This is a genomic window from Rhizobium sp. Leaf384, from assembly GCF_001424065.1.
Lineage (GTDB): Bacteria > Pseudomonadota > Alphaproteobacteria > Rhizobiales > Rhizobiaceae > Ferranicluibacter.
This window is the reverse complement of record NZ_LMQE01000001.1, coordinates 56,638-70,892: the sequence shown is the minus strand read 5'-3', so window position 1 is coordinate 70,892 and position 14,255 is coordinate 56,638. Positions and strand designations below refer to the sequence as shown.

At 63.2% G+C, this 14,255-nt stretch carries 11 protein-coding genes, 4 tRNA genes and 1 pseudogene; 8 read left to right on the top strand and 8 right to left on the bottom strand.

From position 1 onward, the window contains the following. Nucleotides 1-188 precede the first annotated feature (188 nt). The 3 genes from ASG25_RS00385 (at nucleotide 189) to recJ (ending at nucleotide 4,683) form a co-directional block, all read left to right on the top strand. Nucleotides 189-1,406 carry an LL-diaminopimelate aminotransferase gene (locus ASG25_RS00385; RefSeq protein WP_062471765.1) on the top strand — a complete coding sequence of 406 codons (1,218 nt, stop codon included), beginning with the start codon at nucleotides 189-191 and terminating at the stop codon, nucleotides 1,404-1,406. 85 nt (nucleotides 1,407-1,491) lie between these two features. Then, on the top strand, nucleotides 1,492-2,817 hold the full coding sequence (locus ASG25_RS00380; protein WP_062468032.1) for a homoserine dehydrogenase: 1,326 nt from the start codon (nucleotides 1,492-1,494) through the stop codon (nucleotides 2,815-2,817). A gap of 63 nt (nucleotides 2,818-2,880) precedes the next feature. Beyond that, nucleotides 2,881-4,683, top strand: a complete 1,803-nt coding sequence (recJ, locus tag ASG25_RS00375) for a single-stranded-DNA-specific exonuclease RecJ (protein WP_062468030.1) — start codon at nucleotides 2,881-2,883, stop codon at nucleotides 4,681-4,683. Between the two features lie 127 nt (nucleotides 4,684-4,810). On the opposite strand, the gene ASG25_RS00370 is transcribed toward recJ, so the two are convergent. From ASG25_RS00370 to ASG25_RS00355, 4 genes are all read right to left on the bottom strand, one after another. After that, nucleotides 4,811-4,885, bottom strand: a tRNA-Glu gene (locus ASG25_RS00370). A gap of 177 nt (nucleotides 4,886-5,062) precedes the next feature. Then, nucleotides 5,063-5,137: transfer RNA gene (locus ASG25_RS00365), tRNA-Glu, on the bottom strand. A gap of 134 nt (nucleotides 5,138-5,271) precedes the next feature. Next, entirely contained in the window at nucleotides 5,272-6,468 is a 1,197-nt protein-coding gene (locus ASG25_RS00360) for a D-Ala-D-Ala carboxypeptidase family metallohydrolase (RefSeq protein ID WP_244479286.1), read from the bottom strand. A 190-nt stretch (nucleotides 6,469-6,658) separates the two neighbouring features. Continuing rightward, on the bottom strand, nucleotides 6,659-7,099 hold the full coding sequence (locus ASG25_RS00355) for a VOC family protein (RefSeq protein ID WP_062468026.1): 441 nt from the start codon (nucleotides 7,097-7,099) through the stop codon (nucleotides 6,659-6,661). Between the two features lie 196 nt (nucleotides 7,100-7,295). Here ASG25_RS00355 and ASG25_RS00350 point away from each other — a divergent pair, with 196 nt between their 5' ends. Together ASG25_RS00350 and ASG25_RS00345 are read left to right on the top strand one after the other, a co-directional pair. Continuing rightward, a complete protein-coding gene (locus tag ASG25_RS00350; protein WP_062468024.1) occupies nucleotides 7,296-7,874 on the top strand; it encodes a cold-shock protein in 579 nt (192 codons plus the stop codon). A gap of 10 nt (nucleotides 7,875-7,884) precedes the next feature. After that, nucleotides 7,885-8,373 (top strand): DUF192 domain-containing protein, encoded by a 489-nt coding sequence (locus tag ASG25_RS00345; protein WP_062468023.1) that lies wholly within the window; start codon nucleotides 7,885-7,887, stop codon nucleotides 8,371-8,373. Nucleotides 8,374-8,461: 88 nt separating this feature from the next. On the opposite strand, the gene ASG25_RS00340 is transcribed toward ASG25_RS00345, so the two are convergent. Further along, nucleotides 8,462-8,538, bottom strand: a tRNA-Arg gene (locus ASG25_RS00340). Between the two features lie 48 nt (nucleotides 8,539-8,586). Continuing rightward, nucleotides 8,587-8,892: an ETC complex I subunit gene (locus tag ASG25_RS00335; RefSeq protein ID WP_062468020.1), complete on the bottom strand. Its 306-nt coding sequence runs from the start codon at nucleotides 8,890-8,892 to the stop codon at nucleotides 8,587-8,589. A gap of 198 nt (nucleotides 8,893-9,090) precedes the next feature. On the opposite strand from ASG25_RS00335, the gene ASG25_RS00330 reads away from it, so the two are divergent. Beyond that, a tRNA-Pro gene (locus ASG25_RS00330) sits at nucleotides 9,091-9,167 on the top strand. A gap of 479 nt (nucleotides 9,168-9,646) precedes the next feature. Here the strand turns inward: ASG25_RS00330 and ASG25_RS00325 are convergent. Beyond that, complete coding sequence (locus ASG25_RS00325; RefSeq protein ID WP_062468019.1) at nucleotides 9,647-10,027, bottom strand: hypothetical protein; 381 nt, start codon at nucleotides 10,025-10,027, stop codon at nucleotides 9,647-9,649. Between the two features lie 710 nt (nucleotides 10,028-10,737). On the opposite strand from ASG25_RS00325, the gene ASG25_RS00320 reads away from it, so the two are divergent. After that, nucleotides 10,738-11,832, top strand: a complete 1,095-nt coding sequence (locus ASG25_RS00320; protein WP_062468017.1) for a hypothetical protein — start codon at nucleotides 10,738-10,740, stop codon at nucleotides 11,830-11,832. 27 nt (nucleotides 11,833-11,859) lie between these two features. On the opposite strand, the pseudogene ASG25_RS00315 reads toward ASG25_RS00320, so the two are convergent. Beyond that, nucleotides 11,860-13,271, bottom strand: a pseudogene (locus ASG25_RS00315) (PLP-dependent aminotransferase family protein). Nucleotides 13,272-13,386: 115 nt separating this feature from the next. On the opposite strand from ASG25_RS00315, the gene ASG25_RS00310 reads away from it, so the two are divergent. Next, nucleotides 13,387-14,250: a DMT family transporter gene (locus ASG25_RS00310; RefSeq protein WP_062468015.1), complete on the top strand. Its 864-nt coding sequence runs from the start codon at nucleotides 13,387-13,389 to the stop codon at nucleotides 14,248-14,250. Nucleotides 14,251-14,255 lie beyond the last annotated feature (5 nt).

The window sequence follows — 14,255 nt, the reverse complement described above, 5'->3', positions numbered from 1 at the left end:
GCCAGCAGATCTCTCAATGTCGCGCCATTTCCGGTTTGCCCGCGCGCAGACCAGCTTCGGAAAGGGTGCGGCGGGCATGTTGCAGACGGACGCGCCATCATTTTGCCGATGCGCCGTTCGAATTACATCAAAAGGACGCCCTCACGCGCATCCGGCCGGATGCAGGCGTTCTGGACAAGGTCAGAGAGATGGAAGAGTTTCATAAAGTCCGGCGTCTGCCACCCTACGTCTTCGAACAGGTCAATCGCCTGAAGGCAAGCGCGCGAGCGGGTGGCGCCGACATTATCGACCTCGGCATGGGCAATCCCGATCTTCCGACACCCCAGGCCATCGTCGACAAGCTCTGCGAGGTCGTACGCGATCCGCGGACCCATCGCTACTCCTCGTCGAAGGGCATTCCCGGTCTTCGCAGGGCGCAGGCTGCCTATTATGCACGCCGCTTCGGGGTGAAGCTCAATCCCGACACGCAGGTTGTGGCCACGCTCGGCTCCAAGGAGGGCTTTGCCAATATGGCGCAGGCCATCACCGCGCCCGGGGATGTCGTGCTCTGCCCCAATCCCACCTATCCGATCCACGCCTTCGGCTTCCTGATGACCGGTGGCGTCATTCGGTCCATCTCGGTGGAGCCGGACGACACGTTCTTCCCGCCACTGGAGCGGGCGATCAAGCACTCGATCCCCAAGCCCATCGCGCTCATCATCAACTATCCGTCGAACCCGACGGCGCACGTGGCGACGCTCGATTTCTACAAGGAGGTCGTCGCCTTCGCCAAACGGCACGACATCGTCATCCTGTCGGATCTCGCCTATTCCGAGATCTACTTCGGCGACACGCCGCCGCCGTCGGTGCTCGAAGTTCCCGGCGCGATGGACTGCACCGTCGAATTTACCTCCATGTCCAAGACCTTCTCGATGCCCGGCTGGCGCATCGGATTTGCCGTGGGCAACGAGCGTCTCATCTCCGCGCTGACACGCGTGAAATCCTATCTCGATTATGGTGCCTTCACGCCGATCCAGGTGGCGGCCACGCATGCGCTCAACGGTGACGGCTCGGACATCGCCGAAGTTCGCGCGGTCTACAAGCGTCGTCGCGACGTGCTGGTCGAAAGCTTCGGCAAGGCAGGCTTCGACGTGCCTCCGCCGGAAGCGACGATGTTTGCCTGGGCCAAGATTCCCGAGAAGTTTCGGCACCTCGGCTCGCTCGAATTTTCCAAGCTGCTGGTCGAGAAGGCAGACATCGCGGTCGCACCCGGCATCGGCTTTGGCGAGCAGGGCGACGACTATGTCCGCATCGCGCTTGTTGAAAACGAGCATCGCATCCGTCAGGCGGCACGGAACCTGAAGAAGTTCCTGTCCACTGCGGACGACACGCTCCACAACGTGATTTCGCTCAACGCCCACCGCTAGGCCCGACGTCGAACGGGACACCTGAGACACCATTCTCCCGCCGCAGCGTCGGCGGGACAGTTTTGAGACAGTGAGGACAATGAGTATGGCAGACGCGCTGAGAATCGGCATTGCGGGCTTGGGCACCGTCGGCGCCTCTCTGGTCCGCATCCTCACCGAGCGGCGCGAATCGCTTGCGACGACCTGCGGCCGGCCGATCGAGGTCGTTGCCGTCACCGCGCGCGACCGCGCCAAGGATCGCGGGATCGCACTTGCGGACGACATCTGGTTCGCGGATGCCAGACGCCTGGCGGCCGAAGCGGATATGGACGTGTTCGTCGAGCTGATGGGCGGGGCGGGTGATCCGGCATATGCCGCGGTCAAGGCCGCGTTGTCGCGCGGCATCCACGTGGTCACCGCCAACAAGGCACTGCTCGCGGCGCACGGTATCGAACTGGCCGGCCTTGCCGAAAAGCATGGCGCTCTCTTGAACTACGAGGCGGCCGTTGCCGGCGGGATTCCGGTGATCAAGGCGCTGCGCGAGTCGATGACGGGCAACACGATCGCCCGCGTCTACGGCATCATGAACGGCACCTGCAATTACATCCTGACGAAGATGGAGAAGGAAGGCCTGAGCTTCGAGGCCTGCCTGAAGGAGGCCCAGCGGCTCGGGTATGCCGAGGCGGACCCGGCCTTCGACATCGAGGGCAACGACACGGCCCACAAGCTGTCGATTCTGACCAGCCTGGCGTTCGGTACGGCCATCGCGGCTGATGACATCTATCTCGAAGGCATCACCAATATCTCGATCGAAGATATCCAGGCGGCGGCCGATCTCGGTTACCGCATCAAGCTTCTCGGCGTTGCCCAGCGCACCACCAGCGGCGGCATCGAGCAGCGCGTGCATCCGACCATGGTGCCGTTCGATTCCGTCATCGCCCAGGTCGATGGCGTTACCAATGCGGTGGCGATCGAGTCCGACATTCTGGGCGAGCTTCTGATGGTCGGTCCGGGTGCCGGGGGCAATGCGACGGCATCTGCCGTTCTCGGCGATATCGCCGATATCGCCAAGAGCCGCCCCGGTGCGCAACATGTGCCGGCTTTCGGTCGGCCCGTCGACGCGCTGATCCCCTACACCCGCGCGCAGATCCAGAGCCACGAGGGTGGCTACTTCATCCGGTTGAAGGTGATCGACCGCGCCGGCGTCTTTGCGAGCGTTGCGACCCGCATGGCGGAAAACGGCATCTCGCTCGAGTCGATCATGCAGCATTCCAAGCATACCCAGGAAACCGGCAAGCCGCAGACGATCATTCTCGTGACGCATGCGACAGCCGAACACGCGGTGCGCGATGCGGTCGCCACCATCAAGGGCGAAGGCTATCTCGTCGGCGAACCGCAGGTCATCCGCATCGAGCGTCCGAAGGATTACTGACATCGGCGCCGTTTCGCCCGCACTGTCGGCCAGCCGGCCAGCGTCTTGTGGAAGTAGGCCGTCATGAACGAGCTTCCGGATCCGGTTCCGCGCGCGTTTCTCGGCGTCGAAACATCGGTCACCGGCCAGAGATGGGTGTCGCGGCTCGATCAGGCAGGCCAGAACAGGGCTTTGGCGATCAGCCAGGTCCACGGCCTCCCCGATCTCATTGCGCGCGTTCTTGCCGGCCGCGGGGTCCAGCAGGAAGATGCCGTCGCATTCCTCGATCCGACCATCCGCAACCTGATGCCGGACCCGGATCGCCTGACGGACTGCCGAGCGGCCGCGATCCGGATCGCCGATGCGATCGCACATCGGGAGCGAGTCGCCATTTTCGGCGACTATGACGTCGATGGCGCCGCGTCCTCCGCCATCCTCTATCGCCTGCTCACGCATTTCGGTGTGACGGCCGAGATCTACATTCCCGACCGGATCTTCGAAGGCTACGGCCCCAACCCCTCTGCCATCGACAAGCTGATCGACAACGGGGCTGGGCTGATCGTCATGGTCGATTGCGGCTCCACCAGCCATGAGTCGCTGGAGCGGGCCCGCGCGCGCGGCGTGGATGTGGTCGTCATCGATCACCATCAGGTCTCCGGCGCGCTGCCGCCGGCCGTTGCCCTCGTCAATCCCAACCGCGAGGATGATCTGTCGGGGCAGGGTCATCTCTGTGCTGCAGGGGTCGTCATGCTGGTGCTCGTCAACCTGCTGCGTGTCCTGCGCGAGCGGGGCGATCTGCGGGCCGGCAGCTTCGATCTCCTCTCCCATCTCGACATCGTCGCCCTAGCCACCGTCTGCGACGTCGTTCCCTTGAAGGGGCTTAACCGCGCCTTTGTGGTCAAGGGCCTGATCGCGGCCCGCCACATGAAGAACCCGGGCCTCGCGGCACTCTTCCGCAAGGCGGGTCTCAGCGGACCTGTCACGCCCTATCACTTCGGATTTCTCGTCGGACCGCGCATCAACGCGGGTGGCCGCATCGGCGATGCCGCGCTCGGCAGTCGTCTGCTGACGCTCGAGGATACCCACGAGGCCGACGTCGTGGCCGCCCGGCTGGATGAGCTCAACCGCGAGCGCCAGGCGATCGAGCAGGTGATGCTGATGGAGGCGCAGGCCGAAGCCTTGGCCGAATACGGCAATGGCGATGGCGCGTCCGTGATCGTCACGGCGCGCGAGAACTGGCACCCGGGGATCGTGGGACTGTTGGCAGCCCGTCTGAAAGAGAGCTTTCGCCGCCCGGCCTTTGCCATCTCCTTCGATCTCAATGGTCGGGGCACCGGCTCCGGCCGCTCCATCGCGGGCTTCGATATCGGCAAGGTCGTTCGTGCGGCCGTCGAGGAGGGGATACTCGTCAAGGGCGGCGGTCATGCGATGGCGGCCGGGCTTACGATCGAGCGTGCCCAACTCGGGCGCCTGCGCCACTTTCTCGAGGAGCGCGCCGACCGCGCCGTGCACGATCTCGTGGCTGCCGAGACCGTCAAGATCGACGGGGCCCTCGCCGCCTCCGGCGCGACCATCGAGCTGATCGACCGTCTGGAGCAGGCGGGGCCCTATGGGTCTGGCCACCCGCAGCCGATTTTCGCCATTCCGGCCCATCGGGTCCGCGACGTCCGCCAGATCGGTACGGACCATGTGAAGGTGACGGTTGAAGGTCAGGACGGCGCGCGGCTGGACGCAATTGCCTTCCGAGCCTTCCAGACGCCTCTCGGCGACTTTCTCCTCGCCGCGCGCGGCTTGACCATCCATCTCGCCGGCAGCCTCTCGGCCGACCATTGGCAGGGCACGCGGCGTGTCCAGCTCCGCATCATCGACGCCGCCCGCGCCTTGTAACGGTCACTCACGCGGAAGGCGGGGAATCGTCCGCAAGGCTGCCGAGGTCAAGAACAAGAACCGTGCCGCGAAGCGGCAGGCGGAAAGTGCGTGTCTTGCGAGGGTAGCCAATAGTGGGGGAGCCAGGTGGTACGCCCTAGGGGAGTCGAACCCCTCTTCCCAGAATGAAAATCTGGTGTCCTAACCGATAGACGAAGGGCGCATTCGCTGGTGGCCGGCTTATAGGCTGCGGATTGACCGGAGGCAAGCGCAAAAATGGCGGAACCTGTGAAAAAAAAACGTCGCCGCGGTTCCGCTTTTTGGAAGCTGGATCAACGCGATGCGCGAAGCCGTTAAAGCCAGCCACGAAATAACGAAGGGAGGGGTTTTGACCGCAAAGTGGTACGCCCTAGGGGAGTCGAACCCCTCTTCCCAGAATGAAAATCTGGTGTCCTAACCGATAGACGAAGGGCGCAGTCGCTTTGCGGTGGCCGTCTTATAGTCAGCGGTTTTCAGGATCGCAAGCCGCAAATGCCATTTTGTCGTAAAAAGTTCAAACCTGTGGAAGGCAGTTGCGCCTGTGCCGGAATGCTTCGTCAAATCAGGTGTTTATGCATCCCTTGGTCCGCAGGACCAGTTCCAGTCCCGCTGCGGTCCGATATCGATATGGACGGACTGTGTGTGGCAATAGGTGCCGACGCCGCCACGACCTTGCGTGCCGCGCAGGAAGGTCGCAACGTCCCATTTGCTGACGCCCGCCACCTGGATATCGGCAGCTTCGCAGGTCAGGTGCCGCGACTGCGGCCGTCCACCGACCCGGATATTGTGACTCAGGCTGCGCCGTCCCGACGTGACGAGCACTTTCTTGCCGAAATGCTGTTCCACCGATTTCAGGATGTTCAGCAGCTGCGGCTTGAAGCAGCCGGTTTCAACCGTATCCGTCTGGAGAAGCAGGCCGCTCGGCGCCAGACGGGCAAGGCCCGACAGTGACGCCATCTGTACCTTCGGGCTTGCATCATCGTGATTCTCGGCGGTGTCATCCACCGTCGCAAACATCGAACGCGCCCGGATGCCGGGAAGGGCGGTATAGCTGAGCGCGGCCGCCTGCTGCGGGGCCATTCCGGCTCCATGGGCAACAGGCGGCGTGTTGCCCGCCTTTCCGCGCGTCCCTGCGCCGGGCGCCGCGGCAGCGGCTGCGCGGGCGGGGCCGAAGAGCCCGATCAGCGATGCCGCCGTCTCCGGCGTGCGCGCGGCTGGCGGTGGCGATGAGGGCGCGAGGTTCGCGAGCGCCGCTTCGGCCGGCATGCCATTTGCAGCCAAGGGCACGCCGCCCGCTCCGGCTGGATAGCCCGCATCCGAGGATTGGAGAGGCAGCGTCTGACGAGCGTAGGGCGACTGTGCGTCCTGACGCTGGGGCGCGGTGCGGAAAAGGCTTGCCGGCGATGATCCGCCGCCCGAAATCGGCGACGTGCCCTGCGCACCTGCGCTGCCGGTCGAGAAGATGCTGCTGGAGGTCGCCTGCAATCCCGTTCCCTGCATCACGATGGGTCCGGGCTCGGCGGGAAGCTGGGGGGCTTGCGGTGCTGCCGCGGTCGCTGCTGTCGCCTGGGCGACCGCCGGCGTTGCTGAGGTGGGTCCGGAGGCGACAACGGGCACGTCGGTCTCCCCGATTTCTGGGGCGGCGACGCCTTCGACCAGCTGGTCGGCCACGGGTTTGCCGGTGACGCACCCCGTCAGCAGCCCTGCCGCCAGAACAGCAAGAGCCATATTGCCGAAATGTGGTTTGAACGAGGGGCCGTGTCGCAAGGCTGCATCTCCCGATCGCCGGCGAGGCGGGGGTCCGCGCCTTCATGGCCGCTTCCCGGCGCCGCTCTGTCCCGGCCGATCTGTGGGGAGATCTATGCGCTGGCCCCGTTGCGTGGAGCTTGCGTCGTAACCCCGCGGCGCGGGCAAAAGCGCGCCGCGAGGTCGTGTTCCTTCCTGTGGACGGTCTGGTTTACCAGGCGCCGGTATTCTCCATCGACGACCAGGGCTCCTGCGGGGCAAGCGCCGCGCCTTTCTGCAGGATTTCGATGGAAATGCCGTCTGGCGAGCGCACGAATGCCATGTTGCCGTCGCGGGGCGGGCGGTTGATCGTGACGCCCGCATCCATCAGCTTCTGGCAGATCGCGTAGATATCGTCGACTTCATAAGCGAGATGGCCGAAATTGCGCCCGCCCGTATAGTCTTCCGTATCCCAGTTGTAGGTCAGCTCGAGGCATGGCGAGAGGCGGGACTGCGCATGATCGATGTCGCCTGGCGCCGCCAGGAAAACGAGCGTAAAGCGCCCTTTTTCGTTCTCCGTCCGCCGCACTTCCTGCAGCCCGAACAGTGTCCCATAAAAATGCAGTGCCTGATCGAGGTCCTTGACCCGAACCATGGTGTGCAGATAGCGCATGATAACCCTCTTGCCTGTTGTTGAACCTCCTATCTAGCGCTGCGCCAGCCAGACACAAGGCTAGAGCCATAGCTTACCGATAGCGGCAAATTTCCTCCCGAGGGCTTGCCCAAAAGCGGCGGGTCAATGTTATCTTGATGCTCAAGAATCAGTTAACCGCAGCAATCGTGATGCGTATTCGAGGGGCTGGCAGATTATGGTGGACAGGATTTCGGCGAAAGATGTCGCACCAGATGAGGACTTTGGCGGAGACGCTCTGGATCTGATCGAGATCACCGGCGTCATCAAGTGGTTCGATGTCGCTAAGGGCTTCGGCTTCATCGTTCCCGACAACGGCATGCAGGACGTCCTGCTCCACGTGACCTGCCTGCGGCGCGACGGCTACCAGACGGTTCTGGAAGGTGCCCGCATCGTGGCGCTGATCCAGAAGCGTGATCGCGGATACCAGGCGTTCCGAATCCTGTCGATGGACCAGTCGACCGCCATTCATCCCTCGCAGCTGCCCCCCGTCAAGACGCATGTACAGGTCACGCCGACCAGCGGTCTCGAGCGCGTGCTCGTCAAATGGTTTAACCGCACCAAGGGCTTCGGCTTCCTGACGCGCGGTGACGGGACCGAGGATATCTTCATCCATATGGAAACCCTTCGGCGCTTCGGTCTGACCGAGCTTCGCCCCGGGCAGACGGTGCTCGTGCGGTTTGGGGATGGCGACAAGGGGCTGATGGCCGCAGAGATTCACCCCGACGTGCCGGCACCCACGGGCCGGGCGCATTGATGGGCAAGGGATGCTGAGCCTGCGGCAAGCCCTGCGCGGCGCGCTCGTGGTTGTTGCCATCGCCACTGCTGGCGGCCCTGTCCAAGCGGCTGACGTCGCCTTCGACAAGGCACCCCTGGCCATCAAGACACGCGATGGCAAGACGCACGGCTTTACCGTCGAGCTGGCGCTCACCAGCGACCAGCGTGCCCAAGGCCTGATGTTTCGCCGGGAGATGCCGGCCGATCACGGCATGCTGTTCGATTTCGCGCAGACGCGTCAGGTGATGATGTGGATGAAGAACACGTTCCTGCCGCTCGACATGCTGTTCGTGTCGAAAGACGGCAATGTCGAAACGGTTCATGAGAACGCCGTTCCCCAATCCGAGGCGATCATCGACTCCCGGGTGCCCATCGCCTATGTGATCGAACTCAACGCCGGCACGGCAAAGCGCTTGGCGATCACGCCGGGTGCGCGCGTGGACATCCCCGCCAACCTTCCCGTCGCGAAACCGGACTGACCCGCCACCCGGCGCGTCCCGTCGCCCTCACGCTCCGTCGAAAGTGAAAAAGCCGTTACGGCGCGGTGCGGGATCAAGTCGAAAAATTTGGCGACCCCTGCAGGGCTCGAACCTGCGACAACCTGCTTAGAAGGCAGGTGCTCTATCCAGCTGAGCTAAGGGGCCGGCGGCGCTGCGGATACGCAGCGCGAACGTGGCAGGCGATGAACGGCCTCAGTGCGTCCAGGGCTGCATGCGGCTGTAGCGGAAGTTGTCGCTGTAGGACACATTCTTCCGGGTCGGATCCTTCGGCGCGATCACGCGATATTCGATTCCGTTGCGCTCGGCATAGGCGACGGCCGCTTCCGCGCTTTCGAAGGTCAGCTTGACCTGCTGGCGCGTATCGGCCGAACTCGTATAGCCCATCATCGGATCGATCGTCCGGGGCGTTTCCTGGTCGAATTCGAGCACCCAAAGATTGGTCTTGGCCTTTCCGGACTGCATCGCGGTCTTGGCGGGACGATAAATCTTGGCGGACATTCCTCAGACTCCAAGCATGGAAAGGAACCGGCTCGACCGGCTTTCCCGTGACATAGCGCAGAACCGCCGGAAACGGAATGACCTTGATGCAGGCGCGACCGAATTTTCCATCGGCCGCGGCGCCGGAGAATAAAGGCCGTCACGCGGCTTTCGCCCTTGCGGCCCCGCCGTCCAGCGTGTATTGCCCGCTTATTGGCACGGAGTGTAGCGCAGCCTGGTAGCGCATCTGGTTTGGGACCAGAGGGTCGGGAGTTCGAATCTCTCCACTCCGACCAATCGTCTTCCCTGAGAATGCTGAACTGTTCGGAAAATAGGGCTTTCGCTCCGACCATTTGTCACGAAGCTTGTTCCTTCGCGGATGATATAGGTGCGTAGAGAGCTTCAAGGCTTTCTCAGTCGCGATGGCCGCTGTTTTGCCCGCCTCGTGATTCCGTAGCCGCTATTTCCTGACTTCGCTGATTTCGTCGGCTTTTGACCTACTTATTCCGACATCAATCTCGATGGGCAGACTGCCCTTTACGTCTCGGTCGCTCTTTGAGGCGGTGCAGAGGATGTCCGAACCGTCGGCCCGCCAGCTCGTACCGGTTGGCAAACAAGATCTTCGCTCTACCATCATTCGAATCGTAGGGGGGAAGAGATGCTTGGCGTGTGGGCGACAGAGTGCGGACAACTTGCAGCAGTCTGACGATAGATGAGCTGTGCCCCAGCGTTGTTTGTTAAACGCCCGCCGACATGATCGGCGGGCCGCTGTTACTCAAGGCTTTTTCTTGGGCTGCACCTTCGGCTTGACGACGGGCGTCGAGGTTCCCGCCCATGCAAGAGTGCTCATAAACGAGTTGCATGCCTGATAGTCACCGACCATGAAGACGGCACCTGCAAAGTTGCCATTCACGCGTTGGGTGGCTTTCGCAACATCGGCGTCAGTAGCGCCAAGACGGCGTGCTTCAGCTAAGTTCTTATCAGCATCGGCCCGCATCGTAGCAACCGAGCTATAACCTCCGGCCGCAGCACAGTTCATTGCAACGACTTGCGCCCCGGCATACCGGTTCAGACGTGCTTCCATCGGTGTTGCTGGCGTGGTTGCGCAGCCAGCAAGCGGAGCGACCGCAGCCAGTGCAATGTAGAGTTTACGCATTGTTGTTTCCCCAATTCTCCTGCGCCTTCCGGATAGTCGAAAGGTATTTCCTCTACAAGCTGGGGTTAGGCTGTTTATCCACAACAACCGCAGTTTTATGACTGGATACGTGACGCACATCTATGGCCAACCCTTGCCATTTCCCGCTTGCAGGTCGTGATGGCGTCGATACTCTGACGATACCCTCCGGCATATCGACCATAAACCTGGGACATCGACGCTCATCTCGTTCTTACGGCTCCATCCGATGAACATCAAAACGGCTATCTACTGGAACGCGAATCTCTCCACTCCGACCAATTTTCCCACTCAAAGTCTTGCGGATCCGGGTTGCGCTCGCGCGTGGCATCTCAGCCTGTGGGCGTTTTGTGAGAGCCTGCCGGGCTTAGCCACGAGCCATGACGCGGCAGGTGGCGTCGTGGGGGTAGAGACCGGTCCGACGCTGCCTTGCATCTGGCAGGGCTCTGCGGCGCCTCGAAACGCACCCTGCACGCAGCCCCTCGTTGCATCTTTCGCCTATCATGCGAGACCCCATCAGCCGAATCACGCCATAAGCAGGTGCGCACACACCGGGTTCGGTCTTCGCCGTGCCCGACCTTCGCTGTGCCCGCCCTTTGCTGTGCCCATGCCGAGCCTTATGGCGCCCTCGTCGTCCGGTTTTCTGTCGTGGAGACGGCAGGCTGCACGCGTTGATCTGAAAGGTCCTGGACTTGTCTGAACTTCTGCTTCCCCAACGCGCGCTGAAGCTGGCGCCCGATGCCGTATCCGCGCCGCGCGCCTATTACTGGTCGACACCCATCATCCTGGTGCTCGCCGTTTTCCTTCTCGTGTGGGAAGGGCCGGGCGTGCTGCGCGATTTCACCATCAGCCAGAATCCTGTCGTCGTCGAGGACGGCGACGTCCAGAACGGCCGCTGCACGACGCGCAAGGCGGTCTTCACCGACTGCGAAGCCCGTCTTGTCTATCGCTATGACGGCCGGGACTACGCGACGGATGTGGAGATCATGTTCGTCGATTTTCATGTCGGCGACTACGAGACCGGCCTTGTCATTTCGGGTGATCATCCAGAGCTTGCGACCATGACCCTGGGGCTCGACAAGCTCTGGAACCGGATCATCACGCTTGCGCTCCTCACCCTCATTCTGGGTGGCCTCGGTGTCGGCATGATCTTCCTCCTTCTTCGGATCTTACGCGTCCGCCGCGCGCTCCGCCGTCCCGCCATGCTGGTACCGGTGCCGGTCGAAATCCAGGCGTTCGATCGCAAGCGCAAGACCCTTTCCATCACCTACGTCGACACGATTGCCGACGACCGGACCAAGCGCTCCGCCTATACCCGCATGCACGACGGCGAAGAGCCCTTGATCGTGGGGACCAGAGGAGACAAGCCGGTCGCCCTGGCTGTCCGGCATGGGAAGACGGCACTGCCGGTCTTGCTCGATGACCGCCTGATGCGGATCGAGCTCACGGATGCGGAGCGCGCACAGGCGCTTCTGCCGTTCCGGCAAACGGAGGAGGCGCACGGCGGCCGCACGGTGCTGGTGGACGCGCCACGCAAGACCCGGTCGATCTGGTGGCGGCTGCAGGTCGCCCTTGGCGTGCCGCTGCTGATCGTCGTCGGGGTCATCGGCTTCTGGTTCTGGTATGTGCTGGCGTCCGGCACGCAGTTCCAGTCGCCGGGCATGGACATCAACAACATGATGCCGGGTCCCGTGAACCGGTGGGGATGCGACCAGTTGCAGAAGCGCTTCGGCGACCAACGGGCGCCCTTTGGCTGTACGGCCAGCGATTACACCAGCTGGAAGTGACCCGACGCGCGTTGTGCTCTCGTTCCATCAAGCGATGTCCCGGCCGCGTTGCGCGGCCAGGACATCGCGCAGGATGTCGAACACGGCAGGCGCCTGCATCTGCGCGACATTGAAGCGCATGAAGCTTCTCGCCGTTTGGGAGAGGCTGAAGGCGTTGCCCGGCGCAAGCACCAGACCGCGGCCGAGCGCCGCCCGCGCCACGTCGGTCGCGTCCATCTCGTCGGGAAGCCTGCACCAGAGAAACATGCCTGCCTGCGGATCGATCCAGGGCGTGATGCCGAGGCTCTTCAGGCGTACGGCACTGCTGTGCATGGCTTTTGCCAGCCGTTGGCGCAGCGTTTCCAGGTGCTTGCGATAGGATCCGTCGCTAAGGACGGCATAGACGAGTTCCGCCGTCAGCCGGCCTCCGCCGAATGTCGTCGCGATCTTCAGTCGGTCAGGCTGTCGATCCATTCCGGCTTTGCAGCGATGAAGCCGCATCGGCCGGAGGCGGAGAGGGTTTTCGAGAAGCTGCCGATGTGAATGACCCGGTCGAGCCCGTCGAAAGCCGCCAGCCGCGGGGCAGGGCTGTTCTCCAGATCGGCGAAGATGTCGTCCTCGATGATGATGACGTCGTTCGCTTCGGCGAGTTTGAGAACACGATGCGCCGCGACCGGCGACAGGATCGCGCCTGTCGGATTGTGGATCGCCGAATTGGTGATGTAGAGCCGCGGTCGATGCTCTTCCACCACGCGCGCAAAGGCATCCGTATCGGGTCCGGACGGGGTGTAGGGGACACCGACGATGCGGGCGCGGTGCGCGCGCAACAGGGCATGAAAGTTGAAGTAGCAGGGATCGTCCACCAGCACGGTGTCGCCGGGCTGCAGCAGCAGGCGACAGAGCATGTCGATCGCCTGGGTTCCGGACTCCATCAGCAGGATCTGGTCCGGAGACGCAGCAATGCCGCGCTCGGCCATGCGGTGGCCGATCAGGTTGCGAAGCGGCGTGAGGCCGAGTGGCGAACCATATTCGGAGAGGATCGGGTTTTGTGCGCGTGACAGGGTTCGCAGAGCCCTCCGCACGCTGTCCTCGGGCAGCCAGTCGGGTGGCAACCAGCCGCATCCCGGTTTCGCGTCGCCAGGCGCCGCCTCCAGCGACTGGCGCGAGACCCAGAAGGGATCGACCGCACGGTCGCGTTTCGGTCCGGCATCGGCGACCGAAAACGCCATGGCGGCACCGGCCTGCTGCGTGACGTAGAAGCCGGAGCCGGGGCGCGCGCAAAGAAGGCCTTCGCCGACCAGTCGGTCGTAGGCTTCCACCACCGTCGACGTCGAAACCTTGAGCACTGCCGCGAGCTTGCGGATCGATGGCAGCTTTCCGCCCGGCAGGAGCGCACGGCCCGCGATCCGCTGGCGGACCGTCTCCATCACCATCGTGGTTGCCATCGGCACGCGCCCCATCGTCTCGATCCGTATTGGTTGATGTCCACAACAGTTTGGACAAACTGTCGGCAACCGTTTCTGGCACTTCCGTGAGAGCGGGTCAATAAACGGGAATATCGAGAAGGGGTGCAGGATGGAGCGGGCAACGGCCGGATGGCTGAACGGAATGGTTGGCGTGGTGATCTTCAGCGGATCGCTTCCTGCGACGCGTGTTGCCGTCATGCAGTTCGATCCGGTGTTCCTCACGGTCGCGCGGGCGGCGATCGCGGGTCTCCTCGCGCTTGTCCTCCTGGTGCTCTCGCGCCAGAGATGGCCGACGCCGCGTGAGATCGCGTCGCTCTCGATCGTTGCGCTCGGCGTTGTCGTCGGCTTTCCCCTCCTGACCGCGCTCGCCCTCCAGCATGTCACCTCGGCGCATTCGATCGTTTTCATCGGCCTGCTGCCGCTCGCGACGGCCGTCTTCGGAGTCCTTCGCGAGGGCGATCGTCCGAAACCGGTCTTCTGGATCTTCTCCCTGCTCGGAAGCACGGCGGTGGTCAGCTACGCCTTTGCGCAGGGCGTCCGCGCATCCTCCTTCGGCGATCTCTTGATGCTCCTTGCAATCATCGTCTGTGGTCTCGGATACGCCGAAGGCGGGAAGCTCTCGCGGACCCTTGGCGGTTGGCAGGTCATTTCGTGGGCTCTGGTTCTCTCGCTGCCGCCCATGCTTTGCATCGCCCTCTTCACCATGCCGGCCAGCTTCGCCGGGATTGCGCTTCCCGCGTTTCTCGGGCTCGCCTACGTCTCGGTCTTCAGCATGCTCATCGGCTTCATCTTCTGGTATCGCGGCCTTGCGCAGGGTGGCATCGCCGCTGTCGGACAGCTGCAATTGCTGCAGCCCTTCCTCGCATTGGCGCTCGCGGCAACACTTCTGCACGAGCCGGTCACGCCGGGCATGCTCGGCATGACGGTCTGCGTCATTCTCTGCGTCATCGGCGCCCGCCGGTTCGGGCGCTAGAGAGA